The sequence below is a fragment of the Dolichospermum heterosporum TAC447 genome (genome assembly GCF_024584745.1).
Lineage (GTDB): Bacteria > Cyanobacteriota > Cyanobacteriia > Cyanobacteriales > Nostocaceae > Dolichospermum > Dolichospermum heterosporum.
In genome coordinates this window covers 3,113,893-3,136,561 of record NZ_CP099464.1, presented here as the reverse complement: position 1 = coordinate 3,136,561, position 22,669 = coordinate 3,113,893, and the positions used below count along the sequence as shown (strand labels likewise).

At 39.2% G+C, this 22,669-nt stretch carries 16 protein-coding genes; all 16 read left to right on the top strand.

Annotation, left to right across the window (positions count from 1 at the left end; all coding sequences use genetic code 11):
* Positions 1-13: 13 nt before the first annotated feature.
* The 16 genes from NG743_RS14175 to NG743_RS14100 all read left to right on the top strand — a co-directional run bounded on the left by NG743_RS14175 (position 14) and on the right by NG743_RS14100 (position 22,498).
* Positions 14-1,246, top strand: a complete 1,233-nt coding sequence (locus NG743_RS14175; protein WP_257120300.1) for a glycosyltransferase family 4 protein — start codon at positions 14-16, stop codon at positions 1,244-1,246.
* Positions 1,243-2,697: a hypothetical protein gene (locus tag NG743_RS14170; protein WP_257120299.1), complete on the top strand. Its 1,455-nt coding sequence runs from the start codon at positions 1,243-1,245 to the stop codon at positions 2,695-2,697. Before NG743_RS14175 ends, NG743_RS14170 begins: the two co-directional genes overlap by 4 nt.
* Positions 2,698-2,702: 5 nt before the next feature.
* Positions 2,703-3,893 carry a glycosyltransferase gene (locus NG743_RS14165; protein ID WP_257120298.1) on the top strand — a complete coding sequence of 397 codons (1,191 nt, stop codon included), beginning with the start codon at positions 2,703-2,705 and terminating at the stop codon, positions 3,891-3,893.
* Between the two features lie 433 nt (positions 3,894-4,326).
* Positions 4,327-5,526 (top strand): glycosyltransferase family 4 protein, encoded by a 1,200-nt coding sequence (locus NG743_RS14160; protein ID WP_257120297.1) that lies wholly within the window; start codon positions 4,327-4,329, stop codon positions 5,524-5,526.
* Positions 5,527-5,550: 24 nt separating this feature from the next.
* Positions 5,551-7,500, top strand: coding sequence for an asparagine synthase (glutamine-hydrolyzing) (gene asnB / locus NG743_RS14155; RefSeq protein WP_257120296.1), 1,950 nt, complete (start codon positions 5,551-5,553; stop codon positions 7,498-7,500).
* Between the two features lie 71 nt (positions 7,501-7,571).
* A complete protein-coding gene (locus tag NG743_RS14150; protein ID WP_257120295.1) occupies positions 7,572-8,849 on the top strand; it encodes a nucleotide sugar dehydrogenase in 1,278 nt (425 codons plus the stop codon).
* Between the two features lie 11 nt (positions 8,850-8,860).
* A complete protein-coding gene (locus NG743_RS14145; protein ID WP_306459778.1) occupies positions 8,861-9,871 on the top strand; it encodes an NAD-dependent epimerase in 1,011 nt (336 codons plus the stop codon).
* Between the two features lie 53 nt (positions 9,872-9,924).
* A complete protein-coding gene (locus NG743_RS14140) occupies positions 9,925-11,082 on the top strand; it encodes a glycosyltransferase family 4 protein (RefSeq protein ID WP_257120294.1) in 1,158 nt (385 codons plus the stop codon).
* A 523-nt stretch (positions 11,083-11,605) separates the two neighbouring features.
* On the top strand, positions 11,606-12,172 hold the full coding sequence (locus NG743_RS14135) for a sugar transferase (protein ID WP_306459777.1): 567 nt from the start codon (positions 11,606-11,608) through the stop codon (positions 12,170-12,172).
* A 139-nt stretch (positions 12,173-12,311) separates the two neighbouring features.
* Positions 12,312-12,968, top strand: coding sequence for an acetyltransferase (locus tag NG743_RS14130; protein ID WP_257120293.1), 657 nt, complete (start codon positions 12,312-12,314; stop codon positions 12,966-12,968).
* Positions 12,969-13,167: 199 nt separating this feature from the next.
* Positions 13,168-17,934, top strand: coding sequence for a MupA/Atu3671 family FMN-dependent luciferase-like monooxygenase (locus tag NG743_RS14125; protein ID WP_257120292.1), 4,767 nt, complete (start codon positions 13,168-13,170; stop codon positions 17,932-17,934).
* Between the two features lie 803 nt (positions 17,935-18,737).
* Positions 18,738-19,046, top strand: coding sequence for a hypothetical protein (locus NG743_RS14120; protein ID WP_257120291.1), 309 nt, complete (start codon positions 18,738-18,740; stop codon positions 19,044-19,046).
* 23 nt (positions 19,047-19,069) lie between these two features.
* Complete coding sequence (locus NG743_RS14115) at positions 19,070-19,369, top strand: hypothetical protein (RefSeq protein ID WP_052149996.1); 300 nt, start codon at positions 19,070-19,072, stop codon at positions 19,367-19,369.
* Positions 19,366-20,091, top strand: coding sequence for an SDR family NAD(P)-dependent oxidoreductase (locus tag NG743_RS14110; protein ID WP_257120290.1), 726 nt, complete (start codon positions 19,366-19,368; stop codon positions 20,089-20,091). Before NG743_RS14115 ends, NG743_RS14110 begins: the two co-directional genes overlap by 4 nt.
* Positions 20,088-21,449 (top strand): long-chain fatty acid--CoA ligase, encoded by a 1,362-nt coding sequence (locus NG743_RS14105; protein WP_257120289.1) that lies wholly within the window; start codon positions 20,088-20,090, stop codon positions 21,447-21,449. Before NG743_RS14110 ends, NG743_RS14105 begins: the two co-directional genes overlap by 4 nt.
* Positions 21,446-22,498 carry a 3-oxoacyl-ACP synthase III family protein gene (locus NG743_RS14100; protein WP_257120288.1) on the top strand — a complete coding sequence of 351 codons (1,053 nt, stop codon included), beginning with the start codon at positions 21,446-21,448 and terminating at the stop codon, positions 22,496-22,498. Before NG743_RS14105 ends, NG743_RS14100 begins: the two co-directional genes overlap by 4 nt.
* Positions 22,499-22,669: the final 171 nt, after the last annotated feature.

The following is a 22,669-nucleotide window of genomic DNA, read 5'->3' as shown; positions in this document are numbered from 1 at the left end:
AGGTTTCATGAAAATGAAGATATTATTAGTTTCTGGTGTATATCCTCCTAAAATAGGCGGTCCATCAGCACAAACCCAACATATTGCACGTAACTTGATATCTAGAAATATTGATGTACATATTATTACTTATGGTGATCCAAATTCTAGTGGAATAATTGATGGAATACCCATAACCTTTATTGATGAAACTTCACGTCAGGGTTGGCTAGATAAAATAGTGCGTAATACACGAATTTATTATGAGATAAATCATATTATTGGCGAGTTTAAACCGACTGTTTTACATATGCAAACTATGAGTTTCAATTTAACGATAATGGCTGGTATTATTGCTCGGTTTCATCGAATTCCATCAATTGTAAAGTATAGTTCAGACTTAGTTTGGGATATAATTAATCAAGATAAAATGATTAATATTTCTGCTAAGAATCCACCTCAACAGTTATATACTTTTGTACTGGAGTTACTCCAAGGGTTTTTATTCTCAGTTTATGATTGCATTTGGGCGACTACACCACTTTATCAAAACCGCCTTGTGCAGCATTTTTCTATTTCTAATAATAAGATATTACTCCTGCCAAATTTTACTAAATTGCAACCTTTTGAAGCAATTGCCGCAGCCCGTAAATCTGCGGATTATCAACAAGGAGTCATTGAATCATTCCCTCACCTAAAACCAATTGTCTTACTCACAGTTGCTCGTTTAATTCCCTTGAAAGGAATTGAAATTTGCCTTGAGGCAATTTCTCATCTGCTCGATCTTCCAGTTAGTCTTCGCATTATTGGTAGTGGATCTCCTGATTATGAGTTGTTTTTACGAGATATGGCAGAACGGCTTGGTGTTAGTAACCGGGTTGAGTTTGCTGGTGCAGTATCACCCACTCATATTCCTGGAGAATACCAGAGTGCAGATATATTTATCTTAGCCAGTTATTACGAAGCTTTTGCTACTGTTCTGATAGAAGCTATGGCTGCTGGTCTTCCTATCATTGCTTCTAATGTGGGTGGAATCCCAACTATTGTGGAAAATGAAGTTTCTGGTAAACTCGTACCTGCTGGAGATGCACTCAGTCTGGCAATGGCAATACGTTTTCTGGTTGTCAATGAGGAAGAACGCCATGCTATGGCAATTGCAGCTAGGACACGAGCAAAGGCATTTGATTGGGATATGGGTGTAGATAAACTCATTGAAACTTACAAACAGCTTTGTCCTGAGCAGAAAATAAATGAGTTAGAAAAATGAATAATTCCGAACTAGCAAAATTAAAAACTGACAGTCATAGATACAATAATGAATCACCCTTTGTTCCTATGCACTGGCTTCACCGAATTCTACTAATTGCCATCATTGTTATTTATTTACTCTTTGTAGTTATTCAAGTATATTTTAACCCAAAGTCTACAGTTGCCTTACAATGGGTCAATTTAGGATTGGTAGTAAATTTTTTACTTCTACTCATACCTATTATTTTTTATCAACCTTCCTATGGATGGTTTCATCCTTTAATATTCAATATTGTTCTAACTCTGATCCATGAAATACGTAAGACTCCTATTTATATAAATGGACTTGAATCACATATAGCTCTACCGAATTGGAATAGCGAAAGTTTGACTTTCTTATTAGCTGATAGTGTATTTCTTAGTATAGTTGGTCTAGTTAGTTACTATTGTGGTTTCTTCTTCTCTCTGAGATTTGGTAATTTACAATTAACCTTTTTGCCACCTCGTCATCTAAAACTGAAAGTTTTGTGTGTAGTAATTTTCTCTATCGTAGCCTGTGCAGCTTATATGCAAATTCAAGGTGGAATTGCTGCACACATCCTCTCCTGGGGACAAGGACGAAGGGCAACACTGGCGGGTCAATTCTACTGGCAATTTTTGATTCAATTTGGTGCTATTGCCTGCCTAATATGGTTAGCAAAAGATCCTAAAGCCCATTTTCAAGGACTATTCTGGATATGTTCATTAAGTTCACTTGTTATTAATTTTTTAAGTGGAGGCTCTCGTTCAAGTGTTATTTATTTTATCATTTTTGGGTTGCTAGTATCTATGATCCGCGATCGCAAAGTTGCCTTCACTCAAATCCTAACTTTTGCTTTAATCGGATTGTTTCTAATAGGTATATTAGGAGATTTTAGAAACAGTACATGGAGTGGAGAAATCAACTGGGATAAATTAAATCAACCCTCTTCAACAGAATCTATTTTCGGCTTGGCAACAGATGAATTAGGATCACGAAGTGGAGATGGCAGCGGTGAAATTCCCATTTTAGCTTTAGTACCTAATCAGGTTGATTTTCTCTATGGTAGATCTTATTTAGCTGCCCTAACAATTCTGATTCCCCGGGGATTTTGGACAGGGAAGCCTGGATTGGTAGATGGTGTTGTTGGCAATACATTTTTTGATTTAGATATAGGTATTCCCATTGAACCTACTCTTGAAGCCTATTGGAATTTTGGTGTTCCTGGTGTATTTATAGTTTTCTTTGCATTTGGCCTTTTCCATAAATGGCTAGTTTGGACTTTCCGCAATTATGCCACTCAAACTTCAATGATAGTTCCCTATGTAATCACCCTCTATCTAATCGAACCATCGGGTCCGGGAATAATCCGTGGGATGATTTCCGTCACTTCATCTGTAGTACTTCTCCGTGTATTTGGACTGTTGTCATTTCGAGTAAAAAGTCAATAAAAACCATGAACAAACCACAAAGTAAATTTGATCATCGAATACATATACTATTCTTTGTTCCCACCCTTGGTGGTGGTGGTGCAGAGATGCATTTATTACGAATCATCAATCACCTTGATCCTCAAAAGTTTCGTTTTTCTCTAGCTTTATCCCGGTCTGGAGGTTCTTATGAATCTGACTTACCTAAGGATGTTAAATTGCATTTTTTAAATACAGGAAAAACTAATTCCAGTGTTATCCGCAATATTCGCTCAATAGCTCCACTTCGCCAACTTATCCAGGACCAAAAGCCTAATATTCTCTGCTCAATCATGGATCACGCCAATGTCGTCGCAGTTTTAGCTGCTAGTGATCTGCCGACTCGTCCAAAAGTTATTCTCTGTGTTCAGAATCCTCCCACTGTTGAGCATCAACCCTATTGGCATATCACTAACTTGCTGACGTTATCACTAATTCCCAGACTTTATCCACAAGCTGATCAGATAATTGCGCTTTCTCAGGGTGTAGCAGAGGATTTAATGACGCTGTGTCCTCATATTAGCAATCAATTAGATGTAATTTATAACGCTGGCTGGGATAGTAGGGTCTTGAGTGGTGCGGAAGAGTCTATCCATCAGGAAGATTTACCCGCAAATGTACCGCTAATTGTCGCCTGTGGACGACTGACTGATCAAAAAGGTTTTCCCTATTTGATTGATGCTTTAGCACAGGTGCGGCAAGTCATCCCAGTACATTTGTGGATTATTGGGGAAGGGAAACAGCGCGAGATGCTAGAAAAACAGATTCAACAACTAGGATTAAATGATTGTGTCCGGTTACTAGGCTTTCAAAGTAACCCATACAAATATATGGCAGCGGCAGATATTTTTGTGCTGTCATCTCTCTATGAAGGTTTTGGAAATGTGATTGTAGAAGCTATGGCCTGTGGCACTCCTGTGATTGCGACAGATTGTCCCTATGGTCCAGGGGAAATTATTGAAAATGGTGTCAATGGTATTCTTGTACCTCCGGCAAATGTGGAAGCTATAGCAGAAGCTGTTATTAGACTGCTAACAACAGATTCAGAATTAAAGCTGAAATTGTCTGAAAACGGAAAAAGCCGCTCTCAACAGTTTCATGCTCAGGTGATTGCATCTATTTACGAAAAAATGTTTTTACGTAATTCTTGTATTAATTCAATACCTTGTCCAAATTGAAAAAAGTCTTGATTTGTAGGTTGGGTTGTGGAACGTGAACGTATCCCTGCGGGACACTGCGTGAACGCGGAGCAATGGCACGTTCACGTATCCCTGCCGGGAGGCGTTAGCCATAGTGTGGCTATAGCTTGCGTGGCGACGTAGGAGCCATAGCCATAACCCAACAAATGCGTCGGGTTGCGCTGTCGCTTAACCCGACCTACAAAAAATGGACAAGGTATTGTTAATTAAGAATTGGGCGTTGCTGAATCGAGGTATGAAATTTCCAAATTGAACCTTTAAAAATCAAACCTCAGTGCGTCTACTCTTCGAGATCACGAAGCGTGATTGCGCCTTTGCGTGAGACTAAAATTCATACCCTTAATCAGCAACGCCAAGAATTGATACTTCCAGCCCGCTTTGTGCTTGAGTTTTCTACTTACCACATATCCTTATGAAAGTTGTCGTTGCACTTGAACATCGTTTTAATCTGACACCAGATGGGATTGTCTGGACACATACTCAGTTTCCATATTCATTTTGGCAGAGGTATTTAGAGGTTTTTGATCATGTGCGGGTGGTTGCCCGTGTTCAGGATGTCCTCTCAGTCCCGTCTGACTGGAGGGAGTCCAATGGCGATCGCATTTCTTTTGCTGCTATTCCCTATTACATTGGACCTATGCAGTATTTATGGCGATCGATCATGGTTAAACGTGCTGCCCAACAAGCTGTAAATACAGAAGATGCCGTAATTTTGAGGGTAAGTTCGACCATTGCTTCCTGTATTGAACCTAAACTACGGGCTACGAATCATCCCTACGGTCTAGAAGTGGTTGGTGATCCCTATGATGTCTTTGCACCTGGTTCGATTAAACACCCTTTGCGTCCGTTTTTCCGCTGGCGATCCCCTCGAATCTTGCGGCGACAATGTGCTAGAGCTTGTGGTGCAGCCTATGTCACTGAGTGCGCTCTCCAAAAGCGGTATCCACCAGGAAAAGATGCTTTTTCCACACATTACTCAAGTATAGATTTATCTCATGAGGCTTTTGTCTCTGTTCCTCGCTTACCTAAACAGCAAAATCAGGTTTTCACCATTGTCTTTATCGGCACATTAGCACAACTTTATAAAGCACCAGATGTGTTAATTGATGCTGTCGCTAATTGTATACGGGAGGGACTGAAACTTAAACTAGTTCTTGTTGGTGATGGTAAGCATCGAGAAGAATTGGAAATGCGAGCAGTGAAATTAAATTTAGGAGATTATGTAAATTTTCGGGGTCAGTTATCCGCAGGAAAAGCTGTGCGGGATGAATTGGATCAGGCGGATTTGTTTATCTTAGCATCTTATCAAGAAGGTTTACCCAGAGCAATGATCGAGGCAATGGCACGGGCATTACCATGTATTGGTTCTACAGTAGCGGGCATTCCTGAACTACTAGCACCAGAGGATATAGTGCCACCTGGTGATGTTGCTGCTTTGTCTAGCAAAATTCGGGAAGTTGTGACTAACCCAGAACGCATGGCTCGAATGTCAGCCCGTAACTTAGAGAAAGCCAAAGAATACACAAATGAAATACTTCGGGAAAGGCAAATTGCTTTCTACAATTATGTACGAAAAAGTACGCAAGATTGGCTGAATGCACAAAAAAAGTAAAAAGCATTAAATAAAAAAATATTTATGTGTGGAATCACTGGTTTTTGGGATATATCTCGACAAATTAGCACAGATTATCTACCAATAATTGTGCAGCAAATGTCAAAGTCATTAATTCATCGTGGTCCAGATGATGGTGGCAGTTGGGTTGATGGAGAGGTCGGTATTGCTTTAGGACATCGGCGACTATCTATAGTAGACCTTTCACCGCAAGGACATCAACCGATGATATCTAGGGATGGTCGGTATGTAATTGTTTTCAATGGTGAAGTTTATAATTTTCCAGAATTAAGAAAGCAGTTACAAAGTCTTGGATATAGCTTTTGCGGTCATTCTGACACAGAAGTAATGTTATCAGCTATCTGTGAATGGGGAGTTCTAGAAGCAACCAAGCGTTTTAATGGGATGTTTGCTTTTGCTGTATGGGATCGTCAAGAACGGGTTTTACATTTGGGACGCGATCGCATCGGCGAAAAGCCACTATATTATGGTTGGTGCGGTCATACTTTTATATTTGCCTCAGAATTAAAAGCTTTTAAAGTCCATCCTGATTTTCAACCCGAAATCAACCGTGATGCCTTGGCTTTATTCCTCCGGTTTTCTTATATTCCTGCCCCTTATTGCATCTATCAAGGCATCTATAAATTACCACCCGCAACTCTTCTAAGTTTGAATGGGACGGCAATTCATCCCCAGCCAGTACCCTATTGGTCTGCAAAAACTGCCGCAGAATCAGGTGTTGCTTATCCCTTCACAGGGTCAGAAAATGAAGCTATAGTACATTTAGAGGTGCTACTAAAAGATGCCGTAAAAATGCGAATGCTGGCAGATGTCCCTTTAGGTGCTTTTCTATCAGGTGGGATAGACTCTTCGACAATTGTGGCTTTGATGCAGGCTCAAAGTCAGCAACCTGTGAAAACTTTCAGCATTGGTTTTCACGAACAAGACTATAACGAAGCTGAATATGCTAAGTCTGTGGCACAGCACTTGGGTACAGACCATAGGTCACTTTATGTCACCTCAGAGGAAGCTATGGGAGTAATTCCCAAACTACCAAGTTTATATGACGAGCCATTTTCCGATCCTTCCCAAGTTCCCACATTCTTAGTATCTCAACTTGCCAAAAATCATGTCACCGTCAGTCTTTCTGGTGATGGGGGTGATGAATTATTTGCTGGATATAAGCGCTATTTTTTGGCAAGTAGTATCTGGCAGAAGATCGGCTGGATACCGCAAACAGTTCGTCATTCTACAGCCAAAGCTTTAACCAGTGTTTCTGCCCAGACTTGGAATCGAGGTTTTGAACCTATAAATACCATATTGCCAGCAAAATTGAATTTTGGCGATAAATTACATAAGTTAGCAAACATTTTAGCAGTTTCCCACCCCGATACTATGTATGCGGATTTGGTATCCCATTTGCAAGAACCAGAAAAAGTTGTGATTGATAGTTCTCAACTCAGCACAGTTTTTAGTGATGGCAATTTGTGGGCAAATTTACCGAATTTCACAGAACGCATGATGTACTTGGATTTAATCAGCTACTTGCCAGGTGATATCTTAGTGAAAGTAGATCGTGCCACTATGGGTGTGAGTCTTGAAGGTCGCATACCTTTTTTAGATCATCGGGTTGTGGAATTTGCTTGGCAAATCCCCCTATCCATGAAAATACGTGGTAATCAAGGTAAATGGTTGTTACGACAGGTTTTATATAAGTACGTACCCAGGGAATTAATTGAGCGTCCAAAAATGGGTTTTGGTATTCCGATTGGTGCATGGTTGCGTGGACCTTTACGAGCATGGGCAGAAGATTTGCTGGATGAGTCTCGATTGCGAAGAGAAGGGTATTTTCATCCTCAACCAATTCGGCAAAAGTGGGATGAACACCAAAATGGCGATCGCAATTGGCAACATCATCTCTGGGTTATACTCATGTTCCAAGCTTGGTTAGCTGAAAAATCAGCCGGAAATTAGGAATAAATCATCAATCTTTACACCTGTTAAACAAGCAAAAATTTTTCAAATTCCCTTAAGGAAATAGAAACATGAATCAGATCGCAGTCATTGGTCTTGGCTACGTCGGTTTACCTGTGGCTTTAGCAATTGCCAAAAAATTTCCCAATACAATTGGGTTTGATATTAATCAGGAAAAAATTGCTGCATTAAATCAAGGCATAGATTTCACAGGTGAAGTTGCCAGTGATGAACTCAAAAATACATCTCTCAAAATAACTTGTGATCCAATTGATTTAGCTGATTGTAACTTCTTTATTGTCGCCGTCCCTACGCCAATTGATAATAACCGTGTTCCTGATTTGACTCCACTGATTAAAGCCTCAGAAACCATTGGTAAAGTCCTTAAAAAAGGTGATGTCGTAGTTTATGAATCCACCGTTTACCCAGGAGTGACAGAAGAAGTTTGTGGTAGTGTTCTGGCGCGGGTATCTGATTTACAACAGAGCGTTGATTTCAAATTAGGCTATTCTCCCGAACGAATTAACCCAGGTGATAAAACTCATACCTTAGAAAAAATTGTTAAAGTTGTCGCAGGTGAAGACCCAGAAACATTGGCACAAATCGCCAATATATACGGTTCTGTTGTTGAAGCTGGTGTTTACCGCGCTCAATCAATTAAAGTAGCTGAAGCGGCTAAGGTCATTGAAAATACCCAACGGGATCTTAACATTGCCTTGATGAATGAACTAGCAATAATTTGCGATCGCCTGAATATTCGCACCCGTGATGTCTTAGCCGCTGCGGGGACAAAGTGGAATTTTCTACCCTTCACTCCAGGTCTTGTGGGGGGTCACTGCATCGGTGTAGACCCTTACTATCTCACAGCCAAAGCCCAACAAGTTGGTTATTATCCCCAGGTAATTCTCGCCGGTAGAAGGATTAATGACAACATGGGTCAATTCTTGGGGAGTCGGTTGGTGAAACTGCTTGTAGAAGCCAATGTGACAATCAAAAATGCGCGAGTGGGGATTTTGGGACTTACCTTTAAAGAAAATGTCCCAGATTTAAGAAATAGTCGCATTCCCGATATCATTCATGAATTGCAACAATTTGGGATTGACCCCCTAGTACATGACTCTTTAGCGGAAAATAGTCATGCAGTCCATGAATATGGTATTCAATTATCTGATTGGAAAGAACTTACATATCTTGATGCCTTAATTTTAGCAGTTCCCCATCAAGAATATTTAGAAATGCCAGCAGAGAGACTATTTGCTCATATTCGTCCAGGTGGAATCTTCATGGATATCAAATCAATATTTGAACCTGGGGATATACCGACAAATGTTAATTATTGGAGTTTATAAAAGGTGAAATTATGGCAAAAATTTTAGTTACAGGTGCGGCTGGTTTTATTGGTTTTCACCTCAGTCAACGCTTACTAGAAAGAGGTGATCAAGTTGTAGGTTTAGATAACCTCAACGATTACTACGATGTTACCTTAAAAAAAGACAGATTAGAGCAACTTTTAGCAAACCCCAACTTTAGCTTTCATTTATTGGATTTAGCAGACCGAGAAGGCATCCCCAAATTATTCGCTCAATCTAGTTTTGATAAAGTCGTTAATTTAGCTGCACAAGCCGGAGTCCGTTATTCCTTAAAAAATCCCCATGCTTATGTAGATAGTAATTTAGTGGGATTTGTGAATATTCTCGAAGGTTGTCGGCATACAAACGTCCAACATTTAGTATTTGCTTCTTCCAGTTCAGTTTATGGTGCAAATACAAAAATTCCCTTCTCCGTTCATGACAATGTAGATCATCCCGTGAGTTTGTACGCAGCTACCAAAAAAGCCAACGAATTAATGGCACATACCTACAGTAGTTTGTATGACTTGCCGACTTCGGGATTACGATTTTTTACAGTTTATGGACCTTGGGGTCGTCCTGATATGGCATTGTTTCTGTTTACTAAAGCAATTTTAACAGGACAACCAATTGATGTCTTTAATTACGGTAAAATGAAGCGTGATTTTACTTATATTGATGACATTGTGGAAGGTGTAATTCGTGTTCTTGATCAAGTGGCTGTATCAAATCCTCATTGGTCAGAAAATGCACCAGATCCTGCTACAAGTTATGCACCATACAAAAATTACAATATCGGTAATAATCAGCCGATTGAATTAATGCACTTTATCGAAACCTTAGAAAATTGCTTGGGAATCAAAGCAGAGAAAAATTTGCTTCCCATGCAACCTGGTGATGTGCCAGAAACCTATGCCGATGTTGATGCCTTAGTAACAGATGTGGGTTTTAAACCGAATACCTCAATTGAGGTGGGAATCGAGCGATTTGTGAAATGGTATCGTTCATATTACCAAGTTTAAAAAATCCCCTGTTTCTATAAATTTTAATAATAGCAAAGACCACAGACAGAAATATGAAAATCTTACATATTTGTGCAATTGGTGATACGGCGGAGGGACTTTTACTACCTCAGATAAAATACTTTTTATCGCAAAAGTTTGAGGTTGGTATAGCCTGTTCTCCAGGAAAGGCAGTAGAAAAATTACAAAAGAATGGATACACAGTATATGCTGTAAAAATTGACCGCAAGATATCGTTAGTTTCCAACTTAAAAAGTATTTATCACCTTGTAAAAGTTATTCGGCAAAATCAATATGATCTTGTCCATGTCCATACACCAATTGCTGCTGTTTTAGGACGGATTGCAGCTAAAATTGCTGGGGTTAAACGAATTGTTTACACTTCCCATGGGCTGCCATTTCATGATTTATCCACTCCTACCCAGTATTACTTTTACTTTATAGTTGAAAAGCTGACTGCTTTAATCACTGATTTAATTCTCAGCCAAAATTATGAAGATATTAGCACTGCTAAAAAACTCGGTCTTTGTCCACCTGAAAAACTGGCTTATTTAGGCAACGGTATAGATATTGATCGCTTCCACCGTGAGCGACTCAATCCCATTCATCAGAGTGAATTACGGCAATCTTTAGGTATTCCAACAACCGCGAATTTAATTGTTGGTACAATTGGGCGGTTAACTCGAAAAAAAGGTGGTGGATACCTGATAGAAGCTACTGCTAAATTAGTGGATAAATTTCCTAATTTACATATTCTGATAATTGGGGGTCAACTTAGTTCAGATCCTGAACCTTTCCAAACAGAACTAATAGCAAAAATTCGCAATCTGGGAATTGAGAATCACGTTACACTCACAGGCAAACGCCAAGATATACCAGAAGTTTTAGGTCTTTTAGATGTCTTTACTTTACCTACTTTTACTCATGAAGGATTACCCCGATCTATTTTAGAAGCAATGGCGATGGGTTTACCAGTTGTGACTACAGATATTCGGGGATGTCGAGAAGCAGTATTACAGGAAAAAACAGGTTTAATTGTGCCTTCTCAAGATAGTGATAAATTAGCCGAGGCATTGGCAATTATGTTATCTAATCCCGAATTGCGGCAAGCCTATGGTAATGAAGGACGGAGGAGAGTAACAACCGAATATAATGAAGATTTTGTATTTGAAAGACTGACAAAATACTATCAAGAATTAAGCATTAAGTAGGTTGGCGTTGAAAATTGTCGTTATAGCAAGGCAAGAGGCAAGAGGGAAGGGGTAAGGGGCAAGAGTAAAGAGGCAAGAGTAAAGAAGTTTTCAGCGATTTTACGTTTCTTTACACAGGTTGGTTTTATTGTGTTCAACTAATGAACTGATTATTAAACAGGTGAGAAATGGGAATTCTGTTGTTAATAATTCAGTGTTTAAATCAAAATTAATATCAGTTGCTGAAAAGCATTGCCGAAATGACTAGATGATGGCTAAAAATTTGTTTATTATTGCTAACAATTAGCAAGTTAGAACAAACTAATAATGCCAATTAAAATCTCCTTATAATCCAAATAAAACAGATATGCAAAGATCAAGCAACATCTCTGCATTGAGTTTTATCTGGAAAATTCTCCTGGGTTTAATCCAGGTTTTGAGCGGTTTTTAATTACTTTAAATACAAGGTTTATTCATGATGACTGAAAATTTTCGGAGGCATCATCTAATCAGCAGATTGATTAAGTCTGGATTAGATAAACTTATGGCGATTATAGCCTTAATTATTCTTTCTCCTTTAATGCTAGTAATTGTGATCGCTCTTTATTTACATGATGGTCGTCCGGTTATTTTTAACCAACCTCGTCCAGGTAAAGATGCTCGGGTTTTTAATTTCTACAAATTCCGCACTATGACCAATGAAAAAGATGAGGAAGGTAATTTATTACCTGATGAAAAACGCCTGACATCTCTTGGTAAATTTCTGAGAAAAACTAGTTTGGATGAACTTCCTCAACTGTGGAATATTCTCAAAGGTGATATGAGTTTTGTTGGTCCACGTCCTTTACGTGTGGAGTATCTTGAACTTTATACTCCCGAACAAGCACGACGACATGAAGTGTTACCTGGTATCACAGGATTAGCTCAGATCAATGGACGCAATGCTATTAGCTGGGAAACAAAATTTAAGTTAGACGTTTCCTATATTGACGATTGGAGTCTTGGGTTAGATTTCAAAATCCTCTTGTTAACAGTCTGGAAAGTGCTGAAGCGTGAAAATATAAATCAGGAAGGATATGCAACTGCTGGGGATTTTAAAGGTCAGGTTTAGATATAAGTAGGTTAGCATTGAAAATTGTCGTTATGGGAGGGCAAGAGGCAAGAGTGAAGAAGCTTTGGGCGATTTTACTTTTCTTTACACACTTTGGTTTTATTGTGTTCACCTACTTAAAATAAAGAATGAGAATTTTATGGACAAAGTTGTTATTTTTGGAAACAGGCCTTTTGCAGAAACTATTTACTTTTATCTCAAGCACGATTCTGAATATGAGATAGTTGGATTTACTGTTGATGAAGACCATATTCAAGCAGAAAGTTTCCATGATTTACCAGTTGTACCCTATCAAAAACTAGAAAAATATTATTCACCCAAAGAATACAAACTGTTTATTCCTCTTGGTTATGAAAATCTCAATAAGCTGCGGGCAGAAAAATACTATAATGCTAAAAAAAGGGGATATAGTTTTATTTCCTATGTTAGTTCTAAGGCATACTATCATGGCACAACCGTAGGCGAAAACTGCTTAATCTTGGAAAACAACATTATCGAACCTTTCAGCATCATTGGTAACAACTGTATTCTCACAGGTGGAAATTATATTGGGCATCACTCTGTCATTAATGATCACTGTTTCATTGCTTCTCATGTCGTGCTTGGTGGTGGAGTGAACGTAGGAGAATATACTTTTATTGGCTTGAATGCTACTATCAGAAATTACGTCAAAATCGGCAAGGAAAATATTATTGGCGCGGGATCAATAATTCTTTCTAATACGGAAGATGGGGCTGTTTACTCTCCAGGAGAAACTGCAAAATTTGACGTGCCAAGTAATTTAGTGAATATCTAATAATCTTGAAAATTGCTGTTACCAAATATTATATAAAGCCGTCATTTCAATAATTTGTAAAATTCTGGCAAGTGAATTTTTTTTAGAAAGTTTTTGGCTTAATTTGTCCGCAAATAAATTTATCAACGCTAACTTACTTATCTAAATCTCTCATTCATACCCAGAAGATTTGTGTCAGATTTACGAGGATACATAAATTATGTCCAGCTTTTCCTGTTTTGTTGTCGGCGATGGTATTGTGGCTTTGAGTTGCTTGAAAATCTTGTTACAGAAAGGTTGGCAAGTGCTGGGAGTGTATTCAACAGATAATTCATTACAAAAGTGGTCTCAGGAACATAGCATTACCCACGCTGCCTCTCGCTCCATGTTTCACAAAACACTCCTGGGCGTTGAGTACGATTATCTTTTCAGTATCAATAACACCCAATGGATCATTCCTGGGGATGTAATTGGACGGGCAAAAAAAGCAAGCATCAACTACCATGATGCGCCATTGCCAAAATATGCTGGTTTGTATGCGACCTCTTGGGCTTTGCTGAATGGTGAAACCCAACACGCAGTTACCTGGCACGAAATTGTCTCAAAAGTTGATGCAGGTCCCATCTTCAAGCAAAGAATAGTTCCAATTGGGCCAGATGATACGGCTTTGACTTTGAATGTTAACTGCTTTGATGCAGCAGTCAACTCCTTCGAGGAACTGGTACAAGAACTGGCCATAGATATTATCAAGCCGTATCCTCAAGACCTCTCTCAACGGAGTTATTTTAGTCCCGGCGATCGCCCAGATGCTGCCTCTGTGATCTCTTATGATGTTAGTAGCAAAGATATCTGCAATCTTGTCAAAGCTTTAGATTTTGGTTCAACTCGCAATGAACTGGGTCTGACCAAAACCTGGCTACCAGGCGGAGTAATTGTTGTGGGGTCTGCCCGGTTAATGACATCTGAGTACGGTACTCCTGGACAAGTGCTGAAACTAGATTCCCAAGGGATGTGTATTGCTACCATAGATGGGGCTGTTGAGTTGAGTCGTTTAACCACATTAAACGGCAAGGATATTTCCCCAGAACAGTTAGAAGAAGATTATGGTGTCCGCGTTGGTGATATCTTACCGGCAATTGATACCAAGACAAGAAAGGCAATTAGCCAGAGGAATGCGGCAATCTGTCGTCATGAGCAATCTTGGGCAGAACGTTTAATGCAGCTTGCTCCTTTTAGACATCCCTATTTACCATTGACAACATCTGGTCAAACCCTAGATATCTCCATGCACCACTATGCTATTTTGTCGTTAACAGCGCAGGTAGCAGCGAAATCTCTGTTGTCTATGTTTGCTGCTTACTGTGCGCGACTGACAACCGAAATGGAATTTGATCTGGGACTGCAAACCGATGCACAGCGCAGTATTGCCCCCGAAATATTTGCCCAACGAGTTCCTCTTCGCGTGCAAACTCAGGTTAATGAGTCTTTCCATGATTTTCAGCAGCGATTTGAAAAAGCCCTAGATGATGCCGTTCGTCTGGGTAGCTTTAGACATACGCTGTTGAGACGTTATCCACAATTGCATGGTGATGGGAATGGAGGTAGCGATGATAATTTTCTGCCTGTGGCGATCGCTCTTGTTGCGTCTCCTGATCAACTAGATTGGCACTCCCTGGGAGCTTCTATAGCTTTGGTGGCTTATGAAGATGGAACTTTACCGGAATTAGTGCATACTGGGTCACTCAATAACACTGACTCTAAAGCCATTGTTCAGCAACTTCAAACTTTAATCACCGCTTGTATAGAAGATCCTCAACAATCTCTGCATCAATTACCACTGCTTTCTATTGCCCAACAACAGCGAATTTTGGTGGATTGGAACGACACAGCCGAACCCTTCCCCACAGATAAATGTATTCATGATTTATTTGCGGGACAAGTAGAGCGGACTCCTGATGCGATCGCTGTAGCCTTTCAAGACCGAGAATTAACTTACCGAGAATTAAATGAACAAGCCAATCAATTAGCCCACTATCTAGGGCTACAGGGGGTTGGTCCCGATGTAATCGTCGGTCTTCAGATCGAGCGATCGCTAGAAATGATGATCGGCTTATTGGCAATTCACAAAGCTGGTGGGGCATATCTTCCCCTTGATCCCGATTTCCCCGCAGATCGTCTGGCTTTCATGGTAGAAGATTCCCAGGCGATCGTCATCTTAACCCAGGAAAAACTTAATCAAGATCCCCGACTTCTCAAAGAAGTCGGGGATCTGGGGATGACCCGCATTATCCCCATTGATACGCTGTGGGCAGAAATTACTCAACAACCTACCACAAATCCCCATAGTGGAGTTAAGCCCGAAAATCTGAGTTATGTAATTTACACCTCCGGTTCTACAGGGAAACCCAAGGGTGTGATGGTAGAACATCGTAACGTGGTTAACTTCTTCACGGGTATGGATGCTGTCATTGACCATGAACCACCGGGAGTATGGTTAGCAGTTACAAGTTTGTCATTTGATATTTCCGTCTTAGAACTGTTCTGGACATTGGCTAGGGGATTTAAAGTAGTTATCTATAACCCCAAACAAGAACGGCAGCAGTCTAAGTCCCAACAACCCATAGCTGTAAATAAATTACAACATACCGATTTTAGTCTCTTTTACTTTTCTAGCCATGAACAAGGGCAAGATGCAGCGGAAAAGTATCGGCTCTTGTTTGAAGGAGCTACATTTGCTGATGCCAATGGGTTTAAGGCAGTTTGGACTCCAGAACGTCATTTTCATGCCTTTGGTGGCTTATTCCCCAATCCTGTAGTCAGCAGTGCAGCGATCGCCACAACCACCAAAAACATCCAAATTCGTGCAGGTAGCTGTATTTCCCCCCTACATAACACCGTGCGACTCACAGAAGATTGGTCTTTAGTAGATAACTTTTCTCACGGTCGGGTAGGAATATCCTTTGGCACTGGCTGGCAACCCAATGACTTTATCCTCTCTCCCCAAACCTTCGAGAACCGCAAGGAAATTATGTTCCAGCAAATCGAGGAGGTACAGGCACTTTGGCGCGGAGAAACCCTACCCTATCCCAACGGTAAAGGAGAAATCATCGAGGTGCAAACCCTACCTCGTCCCATTCAACCCACCCTTCCCGTTTGGATTACAGCCGCCGGCAACCCCGAAACCTTCCAAATGGCAGGAGCGAGAGGCTTTAATATTTTGACTCACTTACTGGGGCAAAGTTTAGACGAGTTAGCCGCCAAAATTGCCATCTATCGCCAGGCTTATACAGAAAACGGACATTCTGGGGCGGGAATTGTCAGCCTGATGATACATACTTTTGTGGGAGAAAGTGATGATCTTGTCAAAGAAATTGTCCGTCAGCCCATGCGCCAATACTTGGCTAGTTCCCTCGATTTAATCAAGCTTGCAGCTTGGTCTTTCCCCACTTTTAAACAGAAAACCACCAACGACAAAGGACAGTTTACAGTATCTCATCTATCTGACCCAGATATGGCGGAAGTCCTAGATTTCTCCTTTGAACGGTACTTTGAAACTAGTGGTCTATTTGGAACTGTGGACACCTGTTTGCAGATGGTTGATCGGATTAAAGCCGTTGGTATCAATGAAATTGCCTGTCTGATTGACTATGGGGTAGATACGGATACGGTGCTATCTCAACTACCCCTGCTGAATGAATTAAAGACACGGGCTAATTATCAAATAAGGGAACAGGGAACAGGGAACAGGGAACAGGAAATCGGGAACAGGGAATCGGGAACAGGAAGGAACAGGGAATCGGGAATCGGGAATCGGGAACAGGGCAAAATTGAATCTATAGCGGATCTCATCAACCGTCATCAGGTAACACACCTGCAATGTACCCCTTCTATGGCTGGTTTATTGATGGCAGAAACCGCTAACCACGAAGCTATGGGGCAACTTCAGCAAATGATGGTTGGTGGTGAAGCCTTGACTGAAGCCTTAGCAAATCAACTTCAGCAAATTATTCCCGGACAGATTCACAATATGTATGGTCCGACCGAAACCACCATCTGGTCAGCAACCCATACTCTAGCTGAAGTTGATGGTATAGTTCCCCTGGGTCGTCCTATTGCCAACACGGAGTTATACATTCTCGACAAGAATCAGCAAAATGTGCCTGTTGGTGTCCCTGGTGAACTATATATTGGCGGTAAGGGGGTGACACGAGGCTATTTGCACAGACCAGAATTAACCCAGGAAAGGTTTGTACCTAATCCCTTTAGTGATGATGCCACTGCTCGTTTATACCGAACTGGCGACCTAGTTCGCTACCGAAGAGATGGCAATGTAGAATTCTTAGGACGGATGGACTTCCAGGTAAAAGTGCGGGGACACCGGATTGAATTGGGAGAAATTGAGACGATTTTAAGCCGCCATGAAGCAGTTCGGGAAGCCGTGATTATCGTTCGTGAAGATATGCCCGGAGATCAGCGCCTTGTAGCCTATCTACTCCCACATCCAGGGTATCAGCCATCTCATGCAACTATGCGAGAATACTTGCTCTCTCTATTACCTGAGTATATGGTTCCTTCTAACTTTGTTGTTCTGGAGAAATTTCCCCTTACTCCTAATCATAAAGTTGATCGCAAGGCTTTACCGGCTCCCCTATTAGTTGTTCAGGCTGAGGATAGTGTAAATACAACAATACCTAAAAACGATATTGAGCAAACCCTCATGGAAATCTGGCAAAAAGTGCTTCAGATACCTCAAGTGGGAACTCAAGACAATTTCTTTCATCTAGGGGGTAATTCCTTAGTGGCAGTTACATTAATTAGGGAAATTCTCTCAGCATTTAATGTGGATTTACCCTTAATTAGCTTGTTCCGCTCTCCAACTATAACCGATCTCGCCCAGCAGATTTCAGTGCAACCTTTTGCGAACAAATCTAATAATAGCAAAGTTGATCTGGTGGCTATGTCCAGATCAATATCAATATCAATCTAAGTTGCTAATAGTTCGTCAAATTTATTTTGACGGGTAATGATCGGAAAAAACTTCTGTTCTTCCCTCCCCTACCTCCCCTACCTCCCCACCCCCCCTACCTGAAATCTAAAAACCCTGGACTGGTTTAAGTAGTAATATTAATGTAGTTACAAAAATAGAGAACTTTGAGCGTTGCATAATGGCGGTATAAATTATGTTTTACCCTAAATTTAAGGTTTTAAATTTACAATTGATATTCAGTGATTTCTTGATCAAAATCGTGCCAAACTGACAAGATTATTTCAAAGTATTTAGTGTATATTATCTTGTAATTGTGGTTCTACCGCTTCCCTTATAGACAAGAATATTAATTTAATTTTTGTAGGTTGGGTTGAACGAAGTGTTCGCATAGCGTCCCGAAGGCATAACCCAACATTAGAGGGAAGATGATCAGGAGTGTTGGGTTATGGCTACAAGTTAAATTACCCCTCTTAATCCCCCGGGGGAAACCGGAAAAATTAGTTCCCTCCCCTTTGTAAGGTGAGGGTGAGGGTGGGGTAATTTGAGGAATAATGGTGATTCGATAACTTGTGTGTACACCGTAACCTTTGTAAGGGGAGGGTTAGGGAGGAGTAAAATATTTGATCCAGCAATCATGACTTTTCAAACACCCTCTAATTAATAAATGTAGATAAGCATTTATTAATTAGTGAGACAGAATTAATTACACAATGTCATTGCGTTAGCCATATGGAACGAAGTGAAATGAAGCAATTCCAATGGTTGTGATTGCTTCCCTTCCCTCGCAATGACTGTAAATATTTTTGTCCAATTACTTAGCTAAAGGTTTAAAACAAGAGAATTTTCTAGGAGTAAATATGATAAATCGCCAAAAGATGCTGGAAATTTTAGGAAATCATCTGGAAATTAACAGCGCGAATCTTATGGAAGAAACAGTGCTAGAAAACTTAGGAGATGCGTGGGACTCAGTGGCTATATTATCGGTAATATCAATCATTGATAGTTATGCTAACCGACCTATTCCTGTCAATGCTATTGTCGAGAGTAAAACGATTAAAGACCTCATTGATCTTGTCTGTGTGAATGAAAATCAAATAATTAGTTGTAAGTAATTTTCATAAAAAAGGAGAATAATATGTTAGATGTAAACAGGGAAGAAGTTGTTAAAATAATCAAAAAAGCGTTTCAAGAAGTTGGAGATAAGTCAAATATTAATTTACCTGAAAATATAGATGAAAAAATGAGGATTTTAGGAGGAAATTCGCCTTTTGACTCTATGCACGTTGTTAACATTATTGTCATCATAGAAGAATATATCGCAGATACATTTGATCTGAATATTACCCTAGCCAATGAGCATACTATGTCTCAGGGTAAAAGTCCATTTTTATCCATTAGTACATTGACAGATTATATAGTAGGTAATCTGTTATGAAAAATGTTGAGAATAGTCTTTATCAAGACCGCATTGTTTTAATTACTGGAACAACTAAAGGTATTGGACTTCATTTAGCAAAACATTTTTTAGATCAACAAGCTATTGTTTGTGGTTTTGCTCGTTCTGAATCATCTTTGCAGCACAATCAATACTATCATTATCGAGGTGATGTGACTAATATTCATGATGTTCAAGGAGTTCTAAAAGAAATTAGAAAAAAGTTTGGCCGTTTAGATATACTGATTAATAATGCAGGTATAGCGTCAATGAATCCTTCTCTGTTGATGCCAGAAACTGTTGCTAAAGAAATACTTGATATCAATATAGTTGGTGTTTTCAATATGTCGCGGGAAAGTACCAAGCTGATGATGAAGAAAAACTATGGCAGAATTATTAACTTTAGTTCTGTTGCTGTTCCTATGCACATTGAAGGAGAGGCAATTTACGCATCTAGCAAAGCAGCTATTGAACAATTTTCCCAAATTTTTGCGAGAGAAGTCGCCAGATTTGGCATCACAGTTAATGTCATTGGACCTTCACCAATTATGACAGATTTGATTGCTAAAGTATCTCCAGAAAAAATTCAAAGTCTCGTTAATAAAATGCCTTTAAGCCGTTTGGGTGAATTTCCAGATGTTGAAAATGTTATTGATTTTTTTGCTAGTGAAGCCAGTCAATACATTACAGGACAAGTTATTTATCTTGGAGGTGTTTCATGAATAATCTTGAGAGATTTTTATCCTATTTTGCAGATTATGGTGAGCAAAATGCCTTAATCTTGAATCATCGAAACTATAGTTACAACTGGCTATTAGAACGGATAAAATATTGGTATTATATTTTATCAGAGGAAGGCATAGAAAAATCTATTGTTGGTTTTCGAGGAGATTATTCCCCGGAAATTATAGCTTTATTCTTCGCACTCATTTGGCTCAAGAATATCTTAGTCCCTTTAGGTGTAATTAACCAGCAAGAACAAAATAGATATTTTGATATAGCAAATATTCAGTATCTTTTGTCAATTGAAGAGTCAGAAACTTTGGTAATAGAAGATTTGAAAGCCGTTATAAATAATCAGATTCTGACTGATTTTATAAAACAGCAATCTGCGGGAATTATTTTATTCTCTTCTGGTTCTACAGGAACGCCAAAAGGAATGCTTCACGATTGTGAAAAATTATTATCCAAATATACTAAAGGTGGAAAAAGTTTCAATACATTGGCATTTTTATCCCTGGATCATATTGGAGGAATCAATACTTTATTATACCAATTATCTAATGGAGGAACAACGCTATTAGCTAATGATAGAAGACCGGAAAATATTTGCCAATTAATCGAAAATTGTCAGATAGAGTTGTTACCAGTTTCTCCAACTTTTCTAAATTTACTTTTGATGTCTGAGTCTTATAAAAATTATGATGTAAGTTCTTTGAAAATCATCAGTTATGGCACAGAAGTAATGCCAGAAAATACATTAACTGCCCTAGCTAATGCTTTCCCTGGTGTCAGATTAAAGCAAACCTATGGACTATCAGAATTAGGAATATTACCCACTAAAAGTGAAAGTTCTGATAGTAAATGGGTTAAATTAGGTGGGGAAGACTACGAGGTGAAAATAGTAGATAATATTCTCTGGATCAAAACTAATTCAGCTATGATTAGTTATTTAAATGCTCCCTATCCGTTTGATGATCAAGGCTGGTTGAATACAGGTGATGTAGTTGAAATGAAAGGGGATTACTTCAAAATACTTGGTCGTCAATCAGAAATGATTATTGTAGGTGGTTTGAAAGTATTTCCACAAGAAATAGAGAATATTTTAATCCAAATGCCGGAAATTGATGAAGTAACAGTCTTTGGTGAACCAAATGCAATTACGGGAAATATAGTTGTTGCTGTAGTTAAACCAATAGATATATCAATTGATGAACGGAAAATGAGAAAGCTCATTCAATCCTATTGTCAACCAAAGTTACAAAGTTACAAAATTCCAGTTAAAGTTTACTTAAATTCTCATGAACATCACAATCATCGCTATAAAAAAATTCGTTCTCAAGTTAAGGAGATGCTATGAATAAAACAAGTATTCCTAATATCAGTATGCGAGGTATTGCGATCGCTTTACCTCAAGAAACTGAATTTAATCATGAATTATCTGATGTGTTAGGTTATGAAGAAATAGAAAGAGTTAGTCAAACAATTGGTATTTACAGCAGAAGAGTGGCAGGTGAGGGAGTAACAGCTTTTAATCTGATGTCCCAAGCTGTAGAAAACCTTTTAAAAACTACAAATATTAGGAAAGAAAATATAGACTGTCTTGTATGTATTACCCAAACTCCAGATTATTTAATTCCTGGAAATTCATTTCTGTTATCTCACCAATTAGGATTAGAGACAAAGGTATTGACACTAGATATAAATGCTGGCTGTGCTGGATTTACCCATGGTCTAATTGTACTAGGAAAATTAATTAATAATGGTGATATTAAATGTGGACTTTTGGTGGTAGGAGATACACTGACAAGGTTAGTAAATCCCCAAGATAAAACAGAGAGGTTGTTATTTGGTGATGGAGCAGCCGCGTGTCTTTTAGAATTTGATAAACAAGGGAAAGGACTAACAGCTTGCTGGCGAACTATTGCTGATGATTATAATAAATTAATAGTTCCTGCTGGTGGTATAAAAAAACCAACTACAGAACATACAAAAATTGTAAAAATCCAAGAAGACGGCAGCCACAGAAGTGAAAATGATTTAATTATGGATGGTGCTGCTGTTTTCTCATTTTCAATTAAGGAAGTTCCTGAAATTGTCAACTTAGCTTTAAAAAATTGTAATTTAATCAATGAAGATATTGATTTATTTATATTTCACCAAGCTAATAAATTTATGGTTGATTATATCCGTAAAAAATTAAAGCTTAGTGAAGAAAAAGTTCCCATTTTGGTAGAAGGAATAGGTAATACCAGTAGTGCATCTATCCCAATTGCTATTAATCGCTATGCCTTAAATCAAGGAATTAATAAAATTAGTGGTCGGCTGTGTCTGACTGGGTTTGGAGTAGGCTTGTCTCTGAGTAGCATCATTATTGAAGTAGAAGATTTAATTGTAACGCCTATGTAATTAAGTAGGTTGGCGTTGAAAATTGTTGTTATAGCAAGGTAAGAGGATTTTTTAAAAGTGGTATTCCGTAATTTTCATCACATTGCTACCCCCTTTCCCCTCTTTACAAGGGGAAACAATAAAAATCCAGTTCCCTCCCCTTGTAAAGGGGAGGGTTAGGGAGGGGTAAAA

What these genes read in the sequence shown, in the direction of transcription:
- NG743_RS14175 (WP_257120300.1), top strand. Translation starts at nt 14, where the DNA reads ATGAAGATATTATTAGTTTCTGGTGTATATCCTCCTAAAATAGGCGGT.
- NG743_RS14170 (WP_257120299.1), top strand. Translation starts at nt 1,243, where the DNA reads ATGAATAATTCCGAACTAGCAAAATTAAAAACTGACAGTCATAGATAC.
- NG743_RS14165 (WP_257120298.1), top strand. Translation starts at nt 2,703, where the DNA reads ATGAACAAACCACAAAGTAAATTTGATCATCGAATACATATACTATTC.
- NG743_RS14160 (WP_257120297.1), top strand. Translation starts at nt 4,327, where the DNA reads ATGAAAGTTGTCGTTGCACTTGAACATCGTTTTAATCTGACACCAGAT.
- asnB (WP_257120296.1), top strand. Translation starts at nt 5,551, where the DNA reads ATGTGTGGAATCACTGGTTTTTGGGATATATCTCGACAAATTAGCACA.
- NG743_RS14150 (WP_257120295.1), top strand. Translation starts at nt 7,572, where the DNA reads ATGAATCAGATCGCAGTCATTGGTCTTGGCTACGTCGGTTTACCTGTG.
- NG743_RS14145 (WP_306459778.1), top strand. Translation starts at nt 8,861, where the DNA reads ATGGCAAAAATTTTAGTTACAGGTGCGGCTGGTTTTATTGGTTTTCAC.
- NG743_RS14140 (WP_257120294.1), top strand. Translation starts at nt 9,925, where the DNA reads ATGAAAATCTTACATATTTGTGCAATTGGTGATACGGCGGAGGGACTT.
- NG743_RS14135 (WP_306459777.1), top strand. Translation starts at nt 11,606, where the DNA reads ATGGCGATTATAGCCTTAATTATTCTTTCTCCTTTAATGCTAGTAATT.
- NG743_RS14130 (WP_257120293.1), top strand. Translation starts at nt 12,312, where the DNA reads ATGGACAAAGTTGTTATTTTTGGAAACAGGCCTTTTGCAGAAACTATT.
- NG743_RS14125 (WP_257120292.1), top strand. Translation starts at nt 13,168, where the DNA reads ATGTCCAGCTTTTCCTGTTTTGTTGTCGGCGATGGTATTGTGGCTTTG.
- NG743_RS14115 (WP_052149996.1), top strand. Translation starts at nt 19,070, where the DNA reads ATGTTAGATGTAAACAGGGAAGAAGTTGTTAAAATAATCAAAAAAGCG.
- NG743_RS14110 (WP_257120290.1), top strand. Translation starts at nt 19,366, where the DNA reads ATGAAAAATGTTGAGAATAGTCTTTATCAAGACCGCATTGTTTTAATT.
- NG743_RS14105 (WP_257120289.1), top strand. Translation starts at nt 20,088, where the DNA reads ATGAATAATCTTGAGAGATTTTTATCCTATTTTGCAGATTATGGTGAG.
- NG743_RS14100 (WP_257120288.1), top strand. Translation starts at nt 21,446, where the DNA reads ATGAATAAAACAAGTATTCCTAATATCAGTATGCGAGGTATTGCGATC.